The 24521-nt window shown below is 36.0% G+C and carries 27 protein-coding genes and 1 pseudogene; 9 read left to right on the top strand and 19 right to left on the bottom strand.

Translation table 11 applies throughout. The annotated features are described in order from the left end of the window. Positions 1-4 precede the first annotated feature (4 nt). The gene (locus ACKI44_RS03850; RefSeq protein ID WP_407421711.1) at positions 5-142 is read left to right on the top strand and encodes a hypothetical protein; all 138 of its coding nucleotides are present in this window, start codon (positions 5-7) and stop codon (positions 140-142) included. A gap of 248 nt (positions 143-390) precedes the next feature. Here ACKI44_RS03850 and ACKI44_RS03845 read toward each other — a convergent pair whose 3' ends face one another. The 10 genes and pseudogenes from ACKI44_RS03845 to ACKI44_RS03800 all read right to left on the bottom strand — a co-directional run bounded on the left by ACKI44_RS03845 (position 391) and on the right by ACKI44_RS03800 (position 6913). Next, positions 391-912 carry a nitroreductase family protein gene (locus ACKI44_RS03845; protein ID WP_407421709.1) on the bottom strand — a complete coding sequence of 174 codons (522 nt, stop codon included), beginning with the start codon at positions 910-912 and terminating at the stop codon, positions 391-393. Then, positions 913-1362, bottom strand: a complete 450-nt coding sequence (gene dtd, locus ACKI44_RS03840) for a D-aminoacyl-tRNA deacylase (protein ID WP_407421707.1) — start codon at positions 1360-1362, stop codon at positions 913-915. Positions 1363-1401: 39 nt separating this feature from the next. Beyond that, complete coding sequence (locus ACKI44_RS03835) at positions 1402-2403, bottom strand: GGGtGRT protein (protein ID WP_407421705.1); 1002 nt, start codon at positions 2401-2403, stop codon at positions 1402-1404. A gap of 14 nt (positions 2404-2417) precedes the next feature. Continuing rightward, positions 2418-3110 (bottom strand): iron-sulfur cluster assembly scaffold protein, encoded by a 693-nt coding sequence (locus ACKI44_RS03830; RefSeq protein WP_407421703.1) that lies wholly within the window; start codon positions 3108-3110, stop codon positions 2418-2420. A 1035-nt stretch (positions 3111-4145) separates the two neighbouring features. Beyond that, a pseudogene (locus ACKI44_RS03825) lies at positions 4146-4244 on the bottom strand (zinc ribbon domain-containing protein); the annotation flags it as partial. After that, a complete protein-coding gene (locus ACKI44_RS03820) occupies positions 4241-4678 on the bottom strand; it encodes an NUDIX hydrolase (RefSeq protein ID WP_407421701.1) in 438 nt (145 codons plus the stop codon). The gene ACKI44_RS03820 and the pseudogene ACKI44_RS03825, both read right to left, overlap by 4 nt. A gap of 12 nt (positions 4679-4690) precedes the next feature. Next, positions 4691-4996 carry a hypothetical protein gene (locus ACKI44_RS03815; RefSeq protein WP_407421699.1) on the bottom strand — a complete coding sequence of 102 codons (306 nt, stop codon included), beginning with the start codon at positions 4994-4996 and terminating at the stop codon, positions 4691-4693. Positions 4997-5015: 19 nt separating this feature from the next. Next, the gene (locus ACKI44_RS03810; RefSeq protein ID WP_407421697.1) at positions 5016-5948 is read right to left on the bottom strand and encodes a transcription initiation factor IIB; all 933 of its coding nucleotides are present in this window, start codon (positions 5946-5948) and stop codon (positions 5016-5018) included. Between the two features lie 155 nt (positions 5949-6103). Next, positions 6104-6343, bottom strand: a complete 240-nt coding sequence (locus ACKI44_RS03805; protein WP_407421695.1) for a 4Fe-4S dicluster domain-containing protein — start codon at positions 6341-6343, stop codon at positions 6104-6106. A gap of 36 nt (positions 6344-6379) precedes the next feature. Continuing rightward, positions 6380-6913 (bottom strand): TIGR00730 family Rossman fold protein, encoded by a 534-nt coding sequence (locus ACKI44_RS03800; protein WP_407421693.1) that lies wholly within the window; start codon positions 6911-6913, stop codon positions 6380-6382. A gap of 64 nt (positions 6914-6977) precedes the next feature. On the opposite strand from ACKI44_RS03800, the gene ACKI44_RS03795 reads away from it, so the two are divergent. After that, the gene (locus tag ACKI44_RS03795) at positions 6978-7658 is read left to right on the top strand and encodes an archaetidylserine synthase (protein WP_407421691.1); all 681 of its coding nucleotides are present in this window, start codon (positions 6978-6980) and stop codon (positions 7656-7658) included. A gap of 2 nt (positions 7659-7660) precedes the next feature. Beyond that, positions 7661-8362 carry an alpha/beta hydrolase gene (locus ACKI44_RS03790; RefSeq protein ID WP_407421689.1) on the top strand — a complete coding sequence of 234 codons (702 nt, stop codon included), beginning with the start codon at positions 7661-7663 and terminating at the stop codon, positions 8360-8362. Here the strand turns inward: ACKI44_RS03790 and ACKI44_RS03785 are convergent. Next, on the bottom strand, positions 8351-8554 hold the full coding sequence (locus ACKI44_RS03785; RefSeq protein ID WP_407421687.1) for a hypothetical protein: 204 nt from the start codon (positions 8552-8554) through the stop codon (positions 8351-8353). The two genes, ACKI44_RS03790 and ACKI44_RS03785, sit on opposite strands and share 12 nt — an antisense overlap. 35 nt (positions 8555-8589) lie before the next feature. Further along, on the bottom strand, positions 8590-9462 hold the full coding sequence (locus ACKI44_RS03780) for a low temperature requirement protein A (protein WP_407421685.1): 873 nt from the start codon (positions 9460-9462) through the stop codon (positions 8590-8592). Between the two features lie 250 nt (positions 9463-9712). Between ACKI44_RS03780 and ACKI44_RS03775 the strand changes: the two genes are divergently transcribed. Continuing rightward, positions 9713-10579 carry a hypothetical protein gene (locus ACKI44_RS03775; RefSeq protein WP_407421683.1) on the top strand — a complete coding sequence of 289 codons (867 nt, stop codon included), beginning with the start codon at positions 9713-9715 and terminating at the stop codon, positions 10577-10579. A 58-nt stretch (positions 10580-10637) separates the two neighbouring features. Continuing rightward, positions 10638-10796, top strand: coding sequence for a hypothetical protein (locus tag ACKI44_RS03770; RefSeq protein ID WP_407421681.1), 159 nt, complete (start codon positions 10638-10640; stop codon positions 10794-10796). An 18-nt stretch (positions 10797-10814) separates the two neighbouring features. Here the strand turns inward: ACKI44_RS03770 and ACKI44_RS03765 are convergent, their stop codons facing one another. Both ACKI44_RS03765 and ACKI44_RS03760 read right to left on the bottom strand, forming a co-directional pair. Then, the gene (locus ACKI44_RS03765) at positions 10815-11423 is read right to left on the bottom strand and encodes a Pr6Pr family membrane protein (protein ID WP_407421679.1); all 609 of its coding nucleotides are present in this window, start codon (positions 11421-11423) and stop codon (positions 10815-10817) included. Next, positions 11423-11920, bottom strand: coding sequence for a hypothetical protein (locus ACKI44_RS03760; protein ID WP_407421677.1), 498 nt, complete (start codon positions 11918-11920; stop codon positions 11423-11425). The genes ACKI44_RS03765 and ACKI44_RS03760 overlap by 1 nt, the downstream gene beginning before the upstream one ends. A 123-nt stretch (positions 11921-12043) precedes the next feature. Between ACKI44_RS03760 and ACKI44_RS03755 the strand changes: the two genes are divergently transcribed. Next, positions 12044-12619 (top strand): stage II sporulation protein M, encoded by a 576-nt coding sequence (locus tag ACKI44_RS03755; RefSeq protein WP_407421675.1) that lies wholly within the window; start codon positions 12044-12046, stop codon positions 12617-12619. 44 nt (positions 12620-12663) lie between these two features. On the opposite strand, the gene ACKI44_RS03750 is transcribed toward ACKI44_RS03755, so the two are convergent. From ACKI44_RS03750 to ACKI44_RS03735, 4 genes are all read right to left on the bottom strand, one after another. Next, on the bottom strand, positions 12664-13440 hold the full coding sequence (locus ACKI44_RS03750) for an MIP/aquaporin family protein (RefSeq protein ID WP_407421673.1): 777 nt from the start codon (positions 13438-13440) through the stop codon (positions 12664-12666). 12 nt (positions 13441-13452) lie between these two features. After that, complete coding sequence (locus ACKI44_RS03745) at positions 13453-14952, bottom strand: DUF2193 domain-containing protein (RefSeq protein WP_407421671.1); 1500 nt, start codon at positions 14950-14952, stop codon at positions 13453-13455. Positions 14953-15137: 185 nt separating this feature from the next. Beyond that, positions 15138-16088 (bottom strand): malate dehydrogenase, encoded by a 951-nt coding sequence (locus tag ACKI44_RS03740; protein WP_407421669.1) that lies wholly within the window; start codon positions 16086-16088, stop codon positions 15138-15140. Between the two features lie 132 nt (positions 16089-16220). Then, positions 16221-16865, bottom strand: coding sequence for a stage II sporulation protein M (locus ACKI44_RS03735; RefSeq protein WP_407421667.1), 645 nt, complete (start codon positions 16863-16865; stop codon positions 16221-16223). Between the two features lie 57 nt (positions 16866-16922). Here ACKI44_RS03735 and ACKI44_RS03730 point away from each other — a divergent pair, with 57 nt between their 5' ends. The 3 genes from ACKI44_RS03730 to ACKI44_RS03720 all read left to right on the top strand — a co-directional run bounded on the left by ACKI44_RS03730 (position 16923) and on the right by ACKI44_RS03720 (position 19388). After that, complete coding sequence (locus tag ACKI44_RS03730; protein WP_407421665.1) at positions 16923-17843, top strand: manganese-dependent inorganic pyrophosphatase; 921 nt, start codon at positions 16923-16925, stop codon at positions 17841-17843. Between the two features lie 173 nt (positions 17844-18016). Further along, positions 18017-18580 (top strand): hypothetical protein, encoded by a 564-nt coding sequence (locus ACKI44_RS03725; RefSeq protein WP_407421663.1) that lies wholly within the window; start codon positions 18017-18019, stop codon positions 18578-18580. Positions 18581-18677: 97 nt separating this feature from the next. Next, complete coding sequence (locus tag ACKI44_RS03720) at positions 18678-19388, top strand: thymidylate synthase (RefSeq protein ID WP_407421661.1); 711 nt, start codon at positions 18678-18680, stop codon at positions 19386-19388. 32 nt (positions 19389-19420) lie between these two features. On the opposite strand, the gene ACKI44_RS03715 is transcribed toward ACKI44_RS03720, so the two are convergent. Next, complete coding sequence (locus ACKI44_RS03715) at positions 19421-24463, bottom strand: Ig-like domain repeat protein (protein ID WP_407421659.1); 5043 nt, start codon at positions 24461-24463, stop codon at positions 19421-19423. Between the last annotated feature and the right edge of the window lie 58 nt (positions 24464-24521).

The raw sequence follows: 24521 nt of genomic DNA, 5'->3' as shown, positions 1-24521 counted from the left end.
GGATATGTCAACTTCCGAAATTGAACCGTCCCCATCCAGATTTGAATTTGGACATGGTCCCTCATATTCGCCGGGAAAGTTGAACAGCCATGCATTAATGGCCCATTGTTCAAAAACAATCTCTTGTGAAGATAATCCATAGGCTTGTCTATGCGATAATTTTCCAACTCATCTTTCATACCATCCTCCTAATTTCTAGAAATTAAAATAACCTTACGTAAGTAGATAATTATCTATAATAAGTCATATATAAATTGTTTAGTTTCTTTTGAGGACAATTTTACCGACTTTTTGAATATAACCTCTTAAAAACAATATTTAAATCAAAAGGTAAAATCATAATATGTTAAAAAAAGTAATATGGGATAAAAAAATTGTAATGAAAAAAAGTTAAACTAAAAAATGAATGTTTGTTTTATCAATATCTTCCAAAGTGTGAGGCTTGACATCACCGTCAGGAATTCCCAATGCCAAAATGCCGACAATTCTGAAGTAATCGTCAATTTTTACAATGTCTCTGACAAGCTTTTCTGCGTCTTCACCGTCTGATGATTTTCTCATGTGAATCTGAATCCAGCAGCTTCCAACGCCGATGTCTGCTGCCATAAGATGCATGAATGACAGAGCTATTGATGAGTCCTCAATCCATGTATCCGCCACCAAAGTATTCGCTATTACAACTATTGCCTTATTTGCATCGGCTAGAAATTTTGAACCGTGTTCCTTAACTTCAGAAAGTTCCTTTAAGGTTTTCTTATTAGAAACCACCAAAAAATTGCAGGGCTTCCTGTTTCTTGATGTCGGAGCCAAGAGTCCTGCCTGCAGAATCTGGTTCAGCTGATCTTTTGTAACATCCTCATCTGTAAACTTTCTGACGCTTCTTCTTTTTAAAAGCAAATCTTTATATTCCATTCAATCAACCTCTGAAAAGTCCTTTTCCAACAGTATTGTAACCGGACCGTTATTCAAAAGTGAAACTTCCATGAATGCACCGAACTCGCCGGTTTCGACAGGAACTTCCTCACTGCACTTTTCGACAAAGTAATCAAAGAGTTCAGATGCTTTTTCAGGATTCAATGCCCTGTGAAAGGAAGGTCTGTTCTTTTTGACCTTGCCGTATAAAGTAAACTGAGGAACAAGCAGGAGTTTTCCTGAAATGTCTTTAACGGATCTGTTCATTCTTCCCTCCTCATCGGCAAATATCCGAAGCTTTATGAGTTTGCGGGCTAGAAAATCGGCTTCTTTAGTTGTATCGTTAAGGCCGAAACCTACCAGAACCATCAAGCCTTCATCAATCCGGCCAACTGTCTCATTATCGACTTTAACGCTGGCATTTGTAACTCTTTGAACGACCAGTTTCATGAAAAATTACTCCAAAAAAAGAAAATGGGGATAATCCCCTTATTTGTTCATAGCTTTTTCTACGGCTACTGCTACGGCTACGCTTGCACCGACCATAGGATTGTTACCCATACCGATGAGTCCCATCATTTCAACGTGTGCCGGAACTGAGGATGATCCTGCAAACTGTGCGTCGGAGTGCATTCTTCCCATGGTATCGGTCATACCATATGATGCGGGACCTGCTGCCATGTTGTCCGGGTGAAGGGTTCTTCCTGTTCCTCCCCCTGATGCGACTGAGAAGTATTTCTTGCCCTGTTCAATGCATTCCTTCTTGTATGTTGCAGCTACCGGATGCTGGAATCTTGTCGGATTGGTTGAGTTTCCGGTAATTGATACGTCCACTCCTTCAAGATGCATGATTGCTACACCTTCACGAACATCGTCTGCACCATAGCATCTTACCTTTGCCCTTTCACCTGATGAATATGCCTTTTCACGAACAACTTTAACTTCACCTGTGAAATAGTCGAATTCTGTCTGGACGTAGGTAAATCCGTTGATTCTTGAAATGATTAATGCTGCGTCCTTTCCAAGACCGTTTAGAATAACCCTTAAAGGTTCGCCCCTTACCTGGTTTGCTGAGTTTGCAATTCCTATTGCCCCTTCAGCTGCTGCAAAACTTTCATGTCCTGCAAGAAATGCAAAGCAACTGCTTTCATCACTTAAAAGCATTGATGCGAGGTTTCCGTGACCTAAACCTACTTTCCTGTCATCAGCCACACTTCCGGGAATACAGAATGACTGGAGGCCTTCACCTATTGCCTTTGCCGCATCTGATGCCTTTGTGCAGCCTTTCTTAACTGCAATTGCAGCTCCAACGGTATATGCCCAGCAAGCGTTTTCAAAGCAAATCGGCTGGACGCCTTTCACGATTTCATATGGGTCGAAACCTTTGTCAAGACAGATTTGTCTGGCCTCTTCCAAATCCTTAATGCCATATTCATTAAGTACAGGAATTATCTGGTCGATTCTTCTTTCATAACTTTCAAATAAACTCATATTTCCACCCATATCTATTCCTTTCTAGGATCAATTGTTTTGACTGCATCGTCAAACCTTCCATATTGGCCGGTTGCGTTTTCAATTGCCTCTGCCGGGTCAACGCCGTCCTTGATGCTGTCAAGCATTATGCCTAAATTGATATATTTGTATCCAATAATTTCATCATCCTCATCCAAAGCTATTTCGGTAATGTAGCCTTCTGTAAGTTCCAGATATCTTGGTCCCTTTTTACTTGTTGAATAAATTGTACCTACCTGGCTTCTGTGGCCTTTACCCAAGTCCTCAAGGCCTGCTCCAATCGGAAGACCGCCTTCTGAAAATGCTGACTGGGTTCTTCCATAGACAATCTGGAGGAAGAGTTCCCTCATTGCAGTGTTTATAGCATCACAAACCAGATCAGTGTTTAATGCTTCAAGAATGGTTTTTCCAATTAAGATTTCACCGGACATTGCCGCTGAGTGAGTCATTCCTGAACAGCCTATGGTTTCTACCAAAGCTTCTTCAATAATACCGTCCTTAACATTTAAAGTCAATTTGCAGCATCCCTGCTGAGGTGCACACCATCCTATACCATGGGTCAATCCTGAAATGTCTGAGATTTCTTTTGATTTAACCCACTTACCCTCTTCAGGTATTGGTGCAGGGCCGTGATTTGCTCCCTTTGCAACAGGACACATATTTTCTACTTCATTTGAATATATCATTTTCAATCTCCTATATGAAATTATTAATATATTTGTTTCTAACATTATATTAATTTTTATTATAATGAATTAATGGAAAAAGGAGTAATTAAAGTTAATGTGACTGTGATAAGTATTGAAATATTAGTCGGTTTATTGAGTTAAGGATTTAAAATTAAAAATTACTATTTTTATGAGATAATGTAGATGAATAATTGAACTTCCACCAATTTTTAAGAAATTATGGATTCTCACTAAAATATTATAAAAACAAAATAAAACAAGAAAAAGCATCCAAAATCAATGCCCTAATGTGGAATTACAAAAAATAACCCCACAAAATCCCAAGAGGCATTGACTTTTTACCATTGTTTAAAAGGATAGTGAATTAAAAAATTCACATAAGAATTTTAAAAAAATTCTTAATTATAATTGTATCACTACTCATATATAAACATTATTTAGATTGTGAGGATAATTAGAAAAATCCATTTCAAAAAGTAAAAATACTCCTCCTTAAAAATAGAGCACAATACTTGGAAATATCATACTGAAACTTTCATCATTAACTTCTAAATCCAATAACCGCACAATCATGGAGATAAAAATATGAACCACCTACTCATCAAAGTAACTTAATAGCTACAAGGACAAATATAATCAAAATCCTCAATAACAAAGGATCTTCAATTGCTAACGTTATATTTAGCTTAAAATCCATAGAAATACCTCCCAAGCAATGGTAATAAATATTAGCAGAGATATCGTATCCTACATTAAATTTTAACATAATCATCCACAACATCACACCCAATATCGAAGGAGTATTTCATTTTAAAATTTAAAATAAGAAATATATAAATGTTTTTAGTAAAATAAAGACTTTAAATTACCCCATTAAGTAAATATTGCTTTTAGAGAGTAAAATTGTTTCAACCTGTAAAAAAAAATAGTGAAAGATTAATAGAAATAATCTTCCCTTTTGATTGGAGCTCCGCAAAACCTGCAGTTTGTATCAAACTCATCGATTTCAAAGTGTTCATGGCATTGCGGACATTCATATTCCTCATAATCATCATCTGAAAAGTATGCTCCGCAGCTTGAACAGACCGGATCTCCTTCATCAACCCAGCTTCCGCAGCTTGGACAAATCATAATTCACCTCCCAAATTCACCTGATTAAATGTTCTCATGGCAGCTTTTGAAAGCATTTCATTGCGAATTAGCTCTTTTATTTCCTCTTTTGTAAACCATCCGTAGTCATCATGCTCCTCGCTTATTGTAACTTCATCGCTTGTAGAGCTTACCCCCATAATCAGCTGGATTGACTTGACGCTTTCATTTGTTTTACAGGCAGTGTAATCGTTTTGAATTACATTATATAGTGAGTCAATATTTATTTCAAGACCTGTTTCTTCTGCAAATTCCCTTTTTAGTGCTTCGTCAAAGAATTCTTTTCTTTTAACCTTTCCGCCGGGAATCTCCCATTTTCCGGCATCATGACCGGAGCGGGAACGTACCTTTAAAAGCAGAAATTTATCATTATACTCACAGATTCCTCTTGCCGTTAATCCCCACATATCACTCATATTTTCACCTGATTATTTTCTAAAGTCTTCATCCCATGATGGGTCATAATCCGTGTATTCCTCATGGGTGTCATTATTATCTGCATATTTTCCCTGATGCAGCCATTTGTCGTCCCAGGAATCATCCCAGTTATAGTTATATTCATCATCATCGTGCTTTTTATAGGAATAATTCCTTTTGGGAGGTTTATATGTGCTTTTTGAGGAAGTGGAATCTCCCCCAAGACTGCAGCAGAAATATCCGACGATAATCATCAGCATCAAGGCTCCAAGCAATGTAGAAAATGGATCTGAAATATACATTAATGAAGAAAACACTTTCATCACCTATTTAATATTATGCTACTGCAAGATTTAAGTTTTCGGATATTTCCTTGTATCTGTTTCTTACAGTAACTTCGGTTACTCCTGCAGCCTGAGCCACATCCTTCTGGCTTTTCCTCTCACCGAGAAGTATTGATGAGATATAAAGTGCAGCGGCCGCTACTCCCTGAGGACCTTTGCCTGAGGTGAATCCGTTTGATTCATTGACTATTTCAATGGCTTTTACTTCGGATTTGTTTGAAAGTTCAAGCTGGCTTGCAAATCTTGGAATGTAATCCACCGCAGAAGGAGGTGCCAGTTTAATCTCCAATTCCCTTTTGAGGAAGCGTTCTATTCTTCCAAGTTCCTTTCTATTTGCGGTTGTGAATGCTGCAACCTCATCAAGGGTTCTTGGAAGTCCTGCCTGTCTGCATGCAATATAGATTGATGCTGCAACGACGCCTTCGATTGTTCTTCCACGAATTAGATTTGCCTCAAGAGCCTTTCTGTATAGGGCTGATGCAGATTCCCTTATGGACCTGTTAAGTCCCATGTTTGAGCATTTTCTGTCAATTTCAGACAGTGCAAAGGCAAGGTTGCGTTCCCTTGAATTTGCTATTCTTGCCCTTTTGTTCAATTTTCTCATCCTGTACCATTTGGCATGGTCTTCAGGTGATCCGTCCCTTTTGAATCCCATTTCTGTAGCCATACCTCCATCATGAATTGTTCTTGTTGACGGTGCACCTACACGAGCTCTGGACTGTTGCTGTTCAAAGTTGAATGCTCTCCATTCAGGGCCCTGGTCCATCATGTTTTCAGCTATGACCAGTCCGCAGTGTCTGCAGATGAGTTCCGCTCTTGACGGATCATAGTTTAAATCTGTTGAATCGCATTCAGGACAGATTCTTTGTGTTTCGTCTTCAGCTTTTTTCGCAGGTCTCTTTTTATATACTCTTTTATTTTTCATGACAATCGTGAATTTTAAAAAAAGTTTGTATAAAAGCAGTTTACATATTTTAATAATAAGTTACCCACAACATATAGACGGAGATGTTAAACTAACAAAATCAGTTAAAATCAATTGCAAAAATAGCTTATTTAATAATTTAAAAAAAAATAAAATTAATTGACAACAATACAGTCATTAGGACATATCGCTTCACATACCCTGCAATTTTTACAGGTAAGAGGATTTCTGACTACAGTTTCATCGCCATCTTTTGTTAAAACATTATTGGGACATGCTATAACGCATTTCTCACAATCTGCACCTCTGCAGTCATCGTTATTGATGTCAATATGTGATTCGACAATTTCCTCTTTTTTATCCTTATTCCTCTTAAAAAATGAACCTAAACCCATAGTTATACTTATATTAATTACCCTTTATAACTGTTGTCAATCTTTGATATATTCTAAAACTCCATCTATGGAATCTGCAACAACAAAAATATCTAAAACGTTTTCACGAATAAGGCCCTCATCGTGCATCTGGTGAAGCATTTCAATCATCTTGTCATAGAAATGATTAATGTTAAATAGAATAATCTTTTTGGAGTGCCTTTTAAGATGCTTTAATGTTAAAATTTCAAAAAACTCATCCATTGTTCCGATTCCGCCGGGAACTATTACAAAGGCATCCGACTTTTCCAAAAAGAGGTTTTTACGCTCATCCATTGAATCTGTTTTGATATACTCATCATAATCCTTAAAGGGATCGTCGAATTCTTTTATCCATTCGGGGGCGATAGCGGTAATATTTCCCCCATTATCAAAAACTCCCTTTGCAACTGCACCCATCATCCCGTCGTTTCCTCCGCCAAAAACCAGTGAATGATTGTTCAAGGCAAGCTCCAGACCCAATTCATATCCCACATCAGTCAGTTCCTTTGGAGTCCTTTTGCTTCCAGATCCGTATAGACAAACTTTCATGTTAAGAGTTATGTCACTCCCCCTATTAATATTTATTAATAAATAGCTCCAAATATTAAGATTAATGAATACAAAAATACAAAATTTCGTTGCAATATCCGATTTGGTCTCATTAATGAACATGGCCTCAGGATTCTTATCAATTATAATGTCCATTAAGCAGGATTTTCTGCTGGCAAGTATTTTAATGATATTTTCACTGCTTTTTGACTCCATTGACGGATGGGTTGCACGTAAAACCAATAGGGTAGATGAATTTGAATTTGGAAAAAACATAGATTCACTTTCCGATATTGTATCATTTGGAGTCTCTCCGGCGGTATTTCTATACTCATACACCCTTATCAACGCACCATCCCTTGAAATTCCGGCGGCAATCGTATCACTCTTTATTGTAGTGTGCGGCGTTTTGCGTCTTACAAGATACAATGTAATTTCAAATCATGTTAAGGGTTTTATCGGTTTTCCTATTCCGGGAATTGCAATTATAATGGCCACGTTTTACCTGAGCGGACTTTTCAACATTTATATTGCAATGATTTTAGCGGTAATTGTTTCACTGGCAATGATATGCAACAGGTCATATGACAAGTTTGGAAACAAATACCTCCTGATAATCAATGGAATATGTCTTGCTTTGGTTGTTTTTCAGCTTCCGTTAATCGTTTATTCCGTTAATATTCCGGCATTAATTGCGCTTTTAACGTCACTGGCTTATTTATTTATTAATTTAATAAGAGGATGAATATGAAAAAAAGATATATGGCAGTCATCATAGTTTTACTGGCAATTGCATTGTTTGGCATCTATTATGTCCATGATTTTTCCCATACAGACAGTGAAGCTCTCAAATACATGAACGGAAGTGAAAACGTAAGCGTTTCTAAAGTTTCAAATGGGGTTTTTCTTGACGGACCGGGTAACGATACCGCTCTGATTTTTTATCCTGGAGCGAAAATTGAATATACATCATACCTTCCTCTGATGAATGACCTGGCATCAAAAGGCGTTGATTCATATATCGTCGAAATGCCATTTAATCTGGCTTTTTTAGGCACTAAAAGTGCAGATGACATTATTAAAAGTTCAAACTATTCCCATTATGTTTTGGCAGGCCACTCACTTGGAGGTTATGCCGCATCAAGCTATTGTACAAGTCATGATAATGTTGACGCTCTTGTATTGCTTGCAGGATATTCCAATAAGGAAATTGATATTCCCGTGCTTTCAATTTACGGATCCAATGACAAGTCATTAAATATTAATACCTATAATGATTCTAAAGTATATTACAAAAATTTCACAGAACACATCATTGAGGGCGGAAATCACGGCCAGTTTGGAAACTACGGTCTTCAAAAGGGTGACGGCAATGCAACAATAAATTCAACACAGCAGCAAAACGAAACCGCAAATGAGATTATTAAATTCATCAATTCAATCTTTTAAATACTTTTTTTGAATGCCTGCAAGAATGGAAAAGTTTGCCAGGGTGATGACGTGCACGCCTGCAAGGAATAAGTATACATTTTCCATGAAAATCAATATGATTAAAGCACCGATTAATGTTAGAAGTATCATTTTAATTGCATCACTTTTTAAGAATTTAACCTCATCCTTATAATAAGGCCTGTTGGCCATTATGGATGTATAGAAAATGACTAATGAAACTATGATTAGGCATGATTCAAGAATGGGATTAACTCACCCGAATGCAGAAGCTCAAATGCAACGGTCATCAGGTTAATGCTAATGATTACAAAGTAATGACTGAACATAAGCCTTAAACTTCTCTCTACACGGTGATGATTCATCAGATTGTGAATTTGAATAACATAAGCCCCAAACATTGATAAGACTATTATAAAGACAAGAATCGGCATTGGATTGAATGATGTGACATCAAAAAAGTGGGTCATGCCAACTATGGCTTCCCCGAAAGTGATGATAGTCAACAGCTCAAACCTTTCAACCAGATGAGGGAAATTAATGATGCTTTTGTCAAAATTGCCCTTTAAGAAAAACGGCAGAAACGCGCCGGTAATTACAGCAACAACATCAATCCAGATAACGTAAGAAGATAGGTTTAGTAGAATTGCAACCAAAGCGATTACATAAATCGTACAGACAATTGAAAGTATCTGAATGGAGTTTAAAGCCGCACTGTTATTATCCTGATTCTTATACTGGATCAGATAAAGCCCTAGAACAGTTAAAAGCATTACAAGCATTGAAATGTTAAATGGAACCAGCATTCCATCCCAGTGAGTGGTAATTGTATTTGCCATATATATTACGGCAATCATATTTACAATAGCTAAAGCGTAATCAAACCATTTCCACTGTCCGTATCTATTGACATAATTGGTAAAGTAGAGCCATGCCTGTAAAATCACAAAGGAAGTAATCAGATATACAAAAAAGCTTGATAACGGAATTGTTCCGCTGACCGGCTCACTGATAAGGGCAGTTAACTTTGATATTGCATATACAAATATCAGGTCATAGAATAGTTCAATCAGTTCCACTTTCTTTTCATATATTGCCATGATTATAGTATATTTTATGTCAAAAATAAGGGTATCGGTAACTTTCTCTTTTGAAGTAAAGACAATTTTTATCACTGCAGACAATTTTTAAAACTTATTGAAATTTCGTTAAATTAAGTAAAAAATATTAATTTCACTTATTTTCTTTAAATAAATACATATGTTTTTTATTTTTTATTAATATTTATATATTGACCAAATCAAAATAATTAATACAATTTTATCAATTAAACTATTGGAGGTGTGAATAATGAAAAGAGATTTTGAGGACAAAATCTTTCAGCTATGCAGCGAAAAGAAAGAATTCCGATCATACCTTACAGGCATTGATGATTTGAAAAAATGCAAATCCAAAGAAATAATTAAAGATGATTTTGAAAGAATGATTATGGATTCACTATACAAAAGTCCAAGCCAAAATTGCTTAGTAATTATCGAACATCAGTCCAACATTACAAAGAAAATAATGAGAAGAAACCTAAAATACCACGTTAATTTACGAGAAAAATATCAAAAGCTAGTGCAACTCCACATATTCCACACAGGACTTAGAATTGCCCCAAGAAAATATGAATATGACAATCAGATACATCACTTCCAATATTTGAAACAAACCTTTGAGCAAAATGGGATAGAAACATTTAAAAAAATTAAAAATAAAATAAAAAATAATGAAACCACACCTTTTGATATTTTTGATTTCGTATGGTTGCCCAAATATGGAAAAATCGAAAGAAATAAAAATTTTTTAAAGGAATATATTGACGTTACATCAGAACTAAAAAATCATGAATATTATGATTTAATTGAAAAAACCACTGTTGGATGGGTGGATAAACTATCCAGAAATGATGAAACAATAAACTATCTGAAGGAGAGATTAGGTATGATGAGCATAGATTCCCCAGAATTTAGAGATTTAAGAGCAACTGCAATATATGAAAGAACAGTAGATGAACTAAACGAACTAAAAGAAAAATATGCAGAACTAAAAGAAAATAAAGAGGAACTAAACGAACTCAAAGAAAAATATGAAGAACAAAAAGAAATAAATAAAGAACTCAAAGAAAACAACGAAGAACTAAAAAAACAATTAGCCAAATTTGAGGAAAAATAATTCCTCATAACCCATCTTTAAACTCAACATGAATATCTACCTAAAGGAGAAATTAGATATGATGAGCATAGATTCCCCAGAATTTAGAGATTTAAGAGCAACTGCTGTATATGAAAGAACACTAGACGAACTAAACGAACTAAAAGAAAAATATATAGAACTAAAAGAAAACAACGAAGAACTAAAAAAACAATTAGCCAAATTTGAGGAAAAATAATTCCTCATAACTCATTTTTTAAACATTCAATATCATATCCAATTCCTTAACCGTCAGCAATATATTTGATAATATCAAAACAAAGCCCAAAATAGCTACAATCCATATTACAGACATTAAAACTGACTGTTCATAGACTTTCAAAAATGGATAAGGACCATTAACGACTCTTAAAATGTTTAAAGTGATTAAAATAACCGCATAAATCAGCGTAAAATATAATGATCGAATATTGTTTTTCAAAGTGTTTTCGACTTCATTTTTCTCAAAGAAAAGAAATGACACAAGAGCAATTATCGGACACAAGACATGCATATAGGGATTCGGTCCGGCCAAAAACAGGTATTCAAAATTGAAATCAAGCATAGGATACAATACGAAAACCACTACAAGAAGTGTTATAAGCACGGATAATGTAGCTGAATATCTGAAAAATTGAACGCTTTTTGAAGGATTTTTTCTTGAAAACACATACAAAATTGATGAAAGTAAAAGGAAAATATTGGAGTCAATGGTATAATATGCAAGATCAATGCATCCCAATGCATCATAGCACAGCACTAAGCCGATGATTTCCAATATTATCAGAGTTAAATTTAAGATTAAGCCTACATCATATTTTTCCATCAATAACCTTCTCCGTCAAAGTTATAAGGATTGTCATATATTTCCTCATACCAATAATTATCGTCGATATAATCATCCTTTTTCTGATTTAGTCCGTAATTACCATTTTCAAAATAATCAAGAGCGGAATTGCCTCCTTTTCCGGACGTTACGGTTATTGTTTTTGTTAATTTTGTAGGATTATAATTGCTGTTTCCCTTAAATTCCACAGTGATTACGTAATTTCCTTTTGTGGAACCTAAAAAGAAAATGTTTTGACCTGTACTGTTAAGTTTTTTATCTGATAAAGTTCTGGTACTGCCGTTAGGTTTTGTTATCTTAATTGAGAATTTTACTTTTGGAACTGGATTATTGTTGGAGTCTTTTAGGGTTATTATTGATGAATAACCTGAATGGTCCTTTTCTATTTCAAAATGGGTGTCTTCCTTTGCAGATACAAATGACATGCCAATTATGAATATCAATAAGCACAGAATTATTAAGATTATCTTATTCATGTTAATATATTATGTCTAACATATATTTATAGTTTAATTTATATATTAGAAAAGCCCTAAAATTAACTTATAGACATTAAAAAAGAAATTAAAGAGGCTTTCAGTGAAAACAGAAAAATATTTTTGCTCTTACTCGTCCTTTTTATAATTAATTTTATTTTAGGAGCTATTTTTGCAGATGACATATCATCAGTATTAATGCCTGCTCTAAAGAAGGCCATGCTTGATGGAAACGTCACGTCAATAGATGCATTAAACATCATGATACACAACGAAACCGCAGCGTTCATTACATTTATCGCATCAATATTCTTTGCAGTATATGCATTAATTGCAATATCACTTAACGCTTTTGTAATAGGCTTCATGGCAGGCTATACTGTCAAATCAACATCCGGTCTGATAATGTTTTTGGCGCTGATTGTGCCTCATGGAATAATTGAAATTCCGGCATTCTTCTGCAGCTGCACAAGCGGAATACTGCTATTTCTATTCATATTCAGAGTTTTTAAAGATAAGATCCAGAAAAATACATTCAGTGAAGCTTATAAAAACAACAGAAAGACGATAAAGCATGCTTTAATATTATTTGCGATGGCTGTTCTACTCTTTGCGGTGGCGGCATTAATTGAAGGATTTATCACTCCTCAAATAGGCAATATCATAAGCCAGCAGATGGGCGGACCTGCTTTATTTTAAGAAAAATTCTTTAAAAAAATAATAAAAGAGTATTTGAAATACTCTTAATCTTCATTAAATGGTTGCGGCAGTGCACATGCATCGTTTCCTTTAGCAATGAAGTTATATACTAAAGCTGCAAGAATACCTCCGGTAACAGGTCCGATTAAATATATCGGATAGAATGCCCAGAGATTGGCTCCGCCAAGCAGTACATCCATAAAATAAGGACCGAATGTACGTGCAGGGTTGATTGAAGCGCCGGTGAATGCTCCTAAAACTACAATTACTGCAGTTACTGTCATACCGATTGACAAACCTGCAAAACCCGGTTCTGCCTTTTTGTCAACTGCAACACCCATAACGACAAGTACCAAAAAGAATGTTCCGATAAACTCTGCAAACATTGCCTGCCAGTATCCAACACCTAATCCCGGAGCGGTTGCACCAAGTGCTCCGATGGTTACAGCAGCACTTCCCAAACATAGGAATAATGCCAGACTGCCGAGACATGCTCCGATTACCTGAGCTACGATATAATAGATACTGTCAATGAGTGAAATGTTTTTGCTTACCAATAATCCTACAGTAACGGCAGGATTTAAATGGGCACCGGATATCTTACCGAATAGATAGATACATGCCATTACGGTTAAACCGAATGCTAATGAAATAGCTATCCAGTCACCAAGACCTCCCAGAATACCGATTCCGGCTTTTCCGGGGTTTAAATCTTCCGCTATCAGTAATGTTATGACAGCTGAACCTGTTCCGAAAAAAACGAGGAAAAAAGTCCCGAGCAGTTCAGCGAGAAACTTTTTCCCAATATTACAAGAAGCCATTTTGATTCACACCTAAACAGCTTCTCTCCATTGGCAGTATTCGTGTTTTCCATCAACCAATGTTGCGGATGCACAGTTTTTACATCCTCTTGCAGGTGAACCTGCGGATTCCTTATCAAGCGCAATAATGTTTGTCATCATTGTAGCTGTAATTGGCTCTGATGTAAGCAGGCACGGATAATCCGCCAGTCTCATGAGTGATGAGAATCTTACGGTTATTGCACATGCAGGATAAGTGTATCTCTGAGGGTTCATGATTACTTCATTTTCAGCTATCGGACTTAAGTCAACTGCAAAGCCGCTGATTTTTGGAACAAGATCGATTTTTTCAGAGCTTCTGAGTTTTCTTGCATCGCTTATTGCTCCGAATCCTCTGTAAATCATGTCCATGAAGTCACAGTTGTGCAATTCTGCAGCTGCGCCTCTTCTTGGATATTGCTGCACATAGTTGTGGAACCTTTTATTTAACAAATCAACCACCATAGGTGCGTTGAATCCGTCAAGTTCAAGAATGTATTCGGTAGCGCATGCGGATGCCCCTGTTGCCAGTCTCAATACGTTGGCAGGAGACTTATAGTTGTCAATGTTTCCTCTTAATGTCGCATCAATTACTTCGGTAGTTGCCTTGATGATGTTTAATGTAACGTCATCCTTAACCATGTTATAGCTGGCCTGACCGATGTGGTGACCGATATCTCCAACACAGTATGCAGGAACGGTTACAATATTACCGTAATGCACTCCATCATCGATGGCAGCCTTAACGGTTGCAGTCATTTCCTTTTTATATCCGTTCATGTATTTTCTAACGTCAAAAGAGGAGTGGTCTGCATCGTCCATTAATGTTCCCTGAGCTTCAATAGGTTCACGGTAAACCATCTGCAGTGTTTCAATTTCCTTTTGAGTAGCTTCAGCAGCTGTCAAGCCGTCTTCAATTGCATTTGCAAATGCATCCCCGACACCATATGAGGTGTTCATACCCCATGATTTTGCAGATAATATTGCCTGTTTGTGCATTAACGGAATGTCCAAACCGGTTAAAATCTGATTTACAACATTTGTTGTACTTCCGGGCATTAAAGCAAAGTCAACTACACATGTCGGACCGTAAAATCCACCGTATCTTCTGATTGATTCTTTTGAAATCAGTGCTTCATTGTCTGCAATTGCCTGGATGAATTTGTCAACGCTATCTGCAAATTCACCGTCCTCTTCACAGAGAATTTCCAATACAGGTGGTGTCTGGTAATGTTCAATGAAAGGATCGTCTTCTGGACGGATGGTTTCAGTAACAGAAGTCAATACTTTGTAGTGGCTTGCAACAGAATTTTTGTGCAAGTTAATTACGCTTTCTGCCTGATTGTCAAGCGCTTTCATGTTAGACACAGCATCAGCATATGCCTTTGCGTCAGTGACCTTGAAGTCATTGTATCTGTTTTCGGATATGACTTCAACATCTGCTCTTTGAGCAGCCATAGATTCATTAATCATTTTTTCATATAATTCTTTCATAATATCAACCCCAAATTCTATGAAAAATTCTACTGCCTTTAAAATTGTTAACAATAACAATTTAACCGAAAGATAATTAAAGTATTACCTTTAATTAATAATATTTAAAATGAGTATATAAATCTATTGAAATAATTTTTTAAAAAAAGAGATTAATGTGATGGATATAATCCAAAAGACATTAATTAATAATTAAAATTGTTTTTAACTTCTTCTGTAGTTTGTCTGACTACTTCTGCAGCATCCCTAAACTTGTTTTGCTCGTAATCATTCATATGAATAGGAACAATCATTGCAATACCCTTTTTGGACAATACCACAGGAACTCCCAGGGACACTCCGCTTACGCCTGCAATTTCACCGTTCAGATATGTGCTTACGGTCAGCACCTTATGTGAATCCGTTATGATGGTTGAAATCAGATTTGAAATTGCAAATGAAGGGCCGTATTCTGTAGCTCCCTTTTTGGAAATGATGGTGTTACCTGCTTTTCTAAGTCTTTTGATGAGTCTTGCAACATCTATGTCAACGGATTCCATGAAATACTTCAGCGGCATACCACCGATGGTTGTTGAGCTCAATAAAGGAACCATATGATCTCCATGTTCACCGACAACCCTTGTGTGGACCTCTGAACCGTTGATATTCAGCTGATTGGAGAAATATGCCTTAAGCCTCAGTGAATCCAGGTGGTTTCCAATACCAATCACTTTATTTTTATTAAATCCTGATGCTTCAAGAGCGATTGTGGTCATTACATCTACAGGATTTGTAGCTATCAATATTATACAGTCCGGAGCATGAATTGCAATCTGCTCTGCATAGTTTCTCACTATTTCGGCATTCGGAACGGCAAGATCCAATCTTTTCATTCCCTCTTTTCTTGGAATGCCTGCTGAAATAAGTACAATTTGAGAATCCTTTATATCACAATAATCACATGATGGAGTTAATTTACAGTCAATGTCTTCTGCAGCCAATGCATCATACATATCAAATGTTTCACCTTTTGCCTTATCCAAACTTTCCTCTCTTGCAAATAACACTATTTCATCCACTGTATCTGCTCTTGCCAAGGTGAATGCAACATTTTTTCCTATTACACCGGTTGCACCTAAAATACTTACCTTTACCATAATTATAATTTTATCCTTTTAATAAAAATAATTAACTAATGAAAAAAAAGTCTAAACAAAATATAAAAAATAAGAAATTATTTTAAACAGAAAAGAAAATATAAAAATAAACATTAATTTTGTTTAAAAAAACTAGAAAATGCCAGCAATCATATTTCCGAATGGCACGCTGACATACTCCTCCAGCACCCCGGCAACTATCATCACGAGAAATGCCATAATAAATACTGCCAGTGACTGGTAAAGCATCCTTTTATTGATTTCCAGGGAATTGGTGATTGCACCATTTGCCAAGTATTCAGAAGGCCTGAAAATATCCTTAATGGTCTTTACAAGAAAATGGAATAATAAAAATCCTGCAAAACTGTTTAGGATAGTGCTTAAATCCTCAAAAAATCCGTGAAGACATGTCAGCTTTAAAAAGAGAAAGGGATCTCCACATGCAAGCTCGGTAGCCCTTGAAGCGATACCTGACATTCCAATATTCAAAATCATATCGTAAAAGGGACCATAGCAGAAAAATATGGATTCGATATAGCTCATTACATTTATCATACAGTTGTTGATGATTATCAGCATCATATCCCCAAATGAGAAAAATGTTTCCTGTGCGAGATACTCATAATCCATCAGTTCAGTTGGAGTAAAGAGCCAGTCAGCTATAAAATAGCCTCCAATCCAGCAGAAAGCCGCAAAGAAAACTGTAAATATAAAGATGAATTTATGTTCAACAAAGGCACTTTTCAAATATTTGAAATATGACTCTTTAAATGACATTATTTATAACTTTATAATTACATATTTATATATGAATATAATTTCAAAAGTGATAATATGAATAAGACTTATATTTTCGGACATAAAAGTCCAGATACAGATACAATCACATCAAGTTTAGTAATGTGTGAATTGGAAAAACAGCTTGGAAATGAAAATGCTGTAGCATGCAGATTAGGTAATATCAATAAAGAAACAGAATTTGTTTTAAATTATTTGGATATTGAAGCTCCTGAATTAATCGAATCCCTTGAAGAAGGAAGCAATGTTATTTTAGTTGATCACAACAGTCCATCCGAATCAATCGACAATTTGGAAAACATGAATATCGTTAAAGTCGTGGACCACCACAAAATTGCTTTGGAAACTTCATATCCTTTATTTTACAGAGCAGAACCAGTCGGATGCAGTGAAACTATCTTATACAAGTTATACAACGAAAATGATGTTGAAATCAAACCTGAAATTGCTCACCTAATGCTTTCTGCAATCATATCAGACACCTTGCTTTTAAAGTCTCCAACTACAACAGATGAGGATAAAAAGGCTGTTGAAGCGTTAGCAAAAATAGCTGATGTTGATTATGAGGAATATGGTTTGGAAATGTTGAAGGCAGGAACTGACCTTTCAAGTTTTACCATAGATGAAATCCTTGATTTGGACGCTAAACAAATCGACTTTAATGATGTTAAGTCAATTGTAAATCAGGTAAATACTGCAAGCATTCCTGACGTTTTGGAAATGAAGGATGAACTTGAAGCAGGAATTGAAAAAATCATCGAAAAAGAAGATTTAGACTTATTCATGCTTTTAATTACTGATATTGTAAACAGCAACTCTCAGGTTATTGTCCTAGGAAAAGATGCAGCCTTAGTTGAAAAGGCCTATGGCGTAAAGCTGGAGGACAATACCGCACTTTTAGAAGGCGTTGTTTCACGTAAGAAACAAGTCGTTCCTATAATGACTGAAAACGCTTAATGTGAGTTCAAACTCACTATTATTTTTTTAATGGTGATATTATCGAAAATAAAACCAAAATCATTTTAATCGTAGTTTTCCTGGCCATTATCGGTGTTTTATTTGCCTTTGATTTTACATCAAATACAACTGGCGATACTGCAGTAAAGCACTGGGAAAATGACGTTGGTACAGTGGATAAATACGTATTCGGAAATGCAAATTCCGCAACAGAACTTGTTTTGATTGCCGGAATTCATCCAAGAGAACCCTTATCCATTGAACCTGAAATAAAGGCTGCAAAGGAATTTGCCAAAGACCATGACGTCAAGTTTACGGTCTATCACGTTAACGTGACTAAAAATGCAACGGACTATCAGCAAAGCCGTGACAACGGTGAAAGCCTTGTTCATGACTACGTGAATGGCGACGTCAATACCACCAATGGAAAAGCAGTCATTATCAGCCATTCACATGTTGAAGGCTACGGTGAAGGATTTTATTTAGCCACTCCTGCAATGGATGATGCGTCTGTCGATATTGCACAGAAAATAGCTAATTCAAGTGATTTCAATTATTTCCCAACAAACAAGTCACAGCCGTTTAAGGCAACTTCAGCAACACTTGTTTCAAAGCCAATAGCCGATGCGGGTTATCCTACATTCGTATATGAAATACCTGAAACAATTACAGATAATGATTCCACAAACAAGGCCCTTGAACTCTTCGGCATGATGTTTGATTTGGTCAAAAAGTAACGGATTTTAATAATCTGTTACTCACTATTTTTTAAAAACACTAACTTTTTATAATTTCAACAACATATTAAAAAATAATTTAAAAGGATTGTTTAAGATGTTAAGTATTAATCAGTGTTATTTAGATTTCGTTAATAAAATATTAAAACAAGGAAAAGAAACATATAAGGACAGCAATCATCATTTAATGGAAAATTTAGGGAATTTCTATATTATTGATGACCCGTTGAACTTGAAATTCAGAGCAAAATATCAGCACTACACTACAGACATGATGCTGGCAGATATCAAAGCAGGAAAATTTGACATTGAAGGATGTCCTATTAAAAGCGATGCATTATATGAATACGTCCAGTCAGTTGAAGACCCGGACATTATCAACAACACTCAGGGATTCGTTTATACCTATCCAAACAGAATATTTGCTCATTTTGATGTTGACCAGTTTGAAAGCATGAAAAACAGAATCCTAAACGCTACAGGATCAAACCGTGCAGTTGCTGTTACAATCAATCCCATTGATGATGCCGAAGCTGAAGATATTCCATGTCTCCAGTTCCTCCAGTGCCTTGTACGTAACAATGAACTGACAATACACTGTCTATTTAGAAGCAATGATATTTACGGAGCATTCTATTCAAACATGTTTTTTATCGCTTATATGGGTATGAAAATGAAAGAAGAACTCAATAAAGAAATGCTCGGTGAAAAAATAAACTTTGGAGGAATACATTACCACTCCACATCAGGCCACATTTATAATACTGATTTAAAAGCGGCCCGTAAATTAATAGCTAGCAACAAATAGCTATTAAATAATTCTTTTTTTTAAAAATTAACCTAATTATATACTGTCACCGTATTTCCATGATTTAAAGCATTGTAAGATGAAGTAATTATATATTTTCCCGCATGAAGATTAATGTTCAGGCTTGCAACACCATCCATGTTTGTTGTACGTGTGTAAAAGACACCGTTAATGTTGAAAGTTATTACCTGATTTGCATAAGCGTTACCATTTCCATCAAGAAGCCTGACCGTATATGGAGTTGAAGTTCCGTATTTTTTCGCAAGGTCCCTGGTTATCAGTACATCAAGAACAGTGATTTTATTTGATACCCTTGAACCTTCATATTCGGCAGTGATGATGTAGGTTCCAGGACCCAAATTAATATTTAAACGTGCAATACCCTCCGAATCGGTTGTACGTGTGTAAAAGACACCGTTAATGTTAAATGATACTTGTTTGCCTGCCTCAGCATGGCCTGTTTTGGACAATACTTTAACTGAGTATCCGGACGCATTCCTGTAATACTTGACCAGATCATGATTTTCCACGATTCTTGAAAGGATTTTGATATTAGCTGACTGCATTTCACCATTTAAAGGATGAATTACCGTCAGTATATAATTGCCTGCTTCAAGATTAAGGTTAAGCTTTACAACTCCATTGTCATTGGTGGTTCTCTCATAGAAAACCCCATGAATGTTCATTGAGACCTTTGTGTTTTTTAAAGGATTACCCTGGCTGTCCATGATTGTAGCATAAAACTGAGTGTCATTTCTGAAATATTTGGTAACGTCATTAGCTATAATCGTTGATTTGACATCTAAAGTATTTGAATTGCTTATGGAATCATATCTGGTTACAATTTTATATTTTCCGGCATCAAGATTAATGGCAATTGAAGCATGACCTTTTGCATCGCTTGTCCTTGAATAAGTTATTCCCTGCAATGTGAAAGTAACCGGCGCATTGGCTAAAGGATTACCGTTGGCATCCATTAATCGGGCGTAATATCTTGTGCCGTCCTTATAATACATTGAAATGTCTGAAGTTATAAGCAAAGGCAAGTTTTCAATTACCTTAAACTCATCACTAATGGAAAGTGAGGCATATTTATCGTTTCCTCCATATGATAAAACTGCATTATAGCTTCCGCTTGAGAGTTTATCAGGAATTGCAAATGTCGTCAAACCTCCTTTAACATCTATTGAATAAATCCTGTTTCCTACATTAAGCCTTCCATTAAATGGAGTGTCTGATGTTATCCGGGCAAGAGGATTTGCATTAACCGAAACATCATCTATTTTTAAATCGGCACTGATTGAATTTCTGTTGACCGTGACTTTCGAGGTTGCAGAGCTTGTTGAGTATCCCGTACCTGTAAATGTGGATACCACATCATAAGTACCTGATTTATCAAAGGAAGTAATAAATGTGGCAATACCGTTTTTTACACTTATAATATTGGATTTTGAATTTATAATAAAGTTAACGCTTCCCGTGTTAATTAAATTATTGTCTGAATCAATTACACGGGCAGAAATTGTTGTGCTTTTATCCACATTGGTCACAACATCTCCAACAATTATTTTAGATGATGAAACCTCTTCCTTAACTGTAATCGTTATTTTGGCATAGGATGAGAGATAATCATCACTATTATAAGCTGCATCAACAACATATGTGCCCGCTTTTGTAAATGAAGTGCTTATAGCAGCCTTACCGTTTAAAACATTGACATCGGTATCTTTACCTTCCAGAGTGAATGTGACATAACCTCCGTTAATCAGCTTATCCGAAGAGTCCTTAACCGTTGCAACGACATTGTTTTGGATAAGCTCAAGGGAGATTTTAGACGTTTCAAAGTCTTTAATGTTTATTCTTAAACTTTTGGATGAGGACAAGTAGTCATCACTTTCAAATGATATGTAAACGGTAGCGCTGCGTTCAAGAACATCATTTAAAATAGCCTGACCGTTTTTAACACTTAAAGTTGTCTTTTTACCGTTGATGTTGAAAGTGACTGCACCTGATAAAACAGCTTTATCATTAGTGTCTTTTACAAGAGCAGTGATTTTAACGTTTTTATTTGACACAACTGATGTTGCCGTGATTGCTGTTGGCAAAATTGCATGTCTGACATTAATTGTAGAAGCAGTATATGAAGATTCATAATGTGGAGCCTTAAAGCTGGCATTAATGGCGTGGCTTCCCTCATCATTATAGGAAGTAATAAACTCTGCTACACCGTTATTCACGTTAACAGTCTGGCTTTTACCGTCACTATTGAATGTGACGCTTCCCTCATTGATTCTATTGTTATTTGAATCAACTACAGTTGCCGTAATTTTTGTATCCTCACCGACACGAGGTGATTCAAAGGATAGGGAAATCCTGGATGATGAATAAATCTCATTGACGGTTACTTTAGAGGTTACAGTTGAAGGATTGTAATGGCTTCCCCTGAATGTTGCCTTTACATCATATGTTCCATGCTTTAAAAAGTGATAATCGAGAGTTGCCTTTCCGTCAGTGACGTTAACTGTATAGTCCCTGCCTTCAATGCTGAATGTTACATTTCCAATACTGAGTCTATTGTTATGGGCATCCAAGACGTCAGCTTCAAGAGAAAGGATTGTTCCTTCCTTAATTTCATAGTCATCCATTGAAATAAGAGTATCCAATGTAGTTAATGTTGTAAATGCCTTGATACAGGCAATTTGTGCTGAATTGTGATTGAAATCATAGAGGTCTAACCAGCTTTCGCCGTTTTGACTTAAATAGGACATGCCTTCCTTATAGATGAACTTGTTTGTGTATTTGCTTTGTGATACAGGAATGCTTGCAGTGGAATTTGTTGATATTTTTATAACTATTTCAAAAATGTCTCCAACATGCAAAGGAATGTATTTGTTCAATTTGAAAGTGAAATAGCCTTCGCTCGTGAATCCTTTCTGTGTTGATTTTACCTCGTCGTTTACATAAATCTTTATTTCGTAATCAGAGTCTTTATCGAAATAAGTGGAAAATGCAGCCAGAAGCTCATCATCGGTAGCATTGAATACGTTTTTATACCATATTGTATCAGATCCTATTTCCATGAAAGTCGTTAATCCGATAACGTCATACTGATAGTTCTTATCCAGATCAATGGTATTGTTTAAAATGAAAGTGTAAGCTGAATGCCACTGGCCAACTTCAGCCATTTTTGAGTCATAATATGAGACATAGAAATATCCGTCTTTTCCCCAGGAAGGTCCCCAGCTGTTTTTACAAATCCATGCTCCGTTTTGAGGAGGTCTGATTTTAAAATTGAATCTTGAGTATGAATCATCCCATCCGACTATTGTAACGGCATGATTGACTGCGCCTTCACCGTAATAATAAAATGAAGCGGTATCCTTATTGAAATAATTGTCATCATCATGTAATCCTGTCGCTACTGCACCATATTTTAAAATGGCCTTTTTAATATCATCATTGTCAAGATATGAATTTCTTGAAAGTGCCAGAACGTCCTGTACGTGAAACTTTGAATGAAGAACAGGAGATAATGTTGAGTGATCGTCGAATTCATCTTCAGATTCATAAACAGGTCCCAGCCAGCTGGTAAGATATCCTAAAGCCATCGTGTCAAATCCGCCGGTATTCGTTTCGATGTTTCGACCATAATCGGAATAAAGGCTGATCAGGTTTTTCATGTTTTCTTCTGATAAATCATAAGCGACACCGCTTGTTTTTAAAATACAGGACTCCAATGCGGCAATGGCTGAAAATGCCCAGCAGTTACCACTTGTCTGCTGGTCTTTTACAGGAGTTACCAGTCCGTAATCCGCCAGATTGTATTTTGATGGAATATAAGTAATCTCATCGTTAATGTGGCTGTTTACCAATAGGGTGTAGTTTCCATTTCCAAGCCATAAATCAATTCCATCGGCCACATATAGGTTATTGCCCTTTAAAGCCCTGTTGTTTGAATAATAATTAGCTGAATCAGCAGGTATTTTATTTAATATTGAATGAATTGCACCTCCATAAAGATTTGCGGAATTGTTGATAAAAATAGATGAAGTGATAAAGTGGGAGGTTGAATTATCTATAAAAATAGCTCCCCCGTTGTTTCCATGATTGTCTTTAAACTCACAGTCGTTTAAATGGAATGTTCCGTATAGGGAATATACAGCACCGCCTCTGTATGAAGCAGTGTTTTTTGAAAACTTTGATTTGGAAATTTCAGTTCTTGAATCCAGATCACAGATTGCTCCTCCGAACTGTCCATAACAGTTAATAAAATGGGAATTGGAAATCACAACATTGGCTTTTATAAAGTAAATTGCACCTCCGGAATCTTTAAGTGAGGAATCATTGATAAAATGAGAATCATATATTTCGATTGTTGAATTTTCACCGGCAGCAATCGCTCCACCGTAGTTATAAGCGTTATTTGAATCAAAAGTAGTGTTAATAATTTTCAAATGACCGTGAGTCATGTAAAGCGCCCCGCCGTATTCGGCAGAGTTGTTTTTAAAAATACAGTTGGTTAAGTAGAGATAAGGATTATAGTGTTCTCCTGGATTGTAAATTGCCCCACCGTAGGAGTTATTGTGATGATCGCTTATCGTGGCTCGCGCGTCTTCTATCAGGACATTCCGGATGTCTATTGTTCCGTGATTAATGATATTAACACCTGACAATGTCAAATCAGACAAGTAAAAATGTTTAATCGTTAACGCATGATGACTTGTTATGACAGTCTTTTCCATACCTGCTCCGTAAACCGTAAGATTATTGTACTGGGCAGATACCATAATGTCAAGGAAGTAGTCTCCTTCGGCCAGGTGAATAACAGCATCATTTCTGATATATTCCTGTTTAAATAGATTATAAGGATTTTCTTTAGAGCCGTCACCTCCGCTGGGAGCGGAAGCGTCAAAGTATATGTCATTTGAAGCTCTCAATATAATCTCGTCCTCTTCAATGACTCTGGAAGTTATGTTATCCCCGTCTTCCAGTTCAAAAGCTATTGAAGATGGAACTACAAATATTAAAAGCAAAAATATTGCAGTCATTATCAGCATGATATTTTTGTTAAACAATTGAATGTCCCCCATTTTTTATAATATTAAACATATCTTTATATTTAATAGTATAAAT

Origin of the sequence: Methanobrevibacter sp., assembly GCF_045646205.1 — an archaeon.
Lineage (GTDB): Archaea > Methanobacteriota > Methanobacteria > Methanobacteriales > Methanobacteriaceae > Methanocatella.
This window is presented reverse-complemented; position numbering and strand designations above follow the sequence as displayed.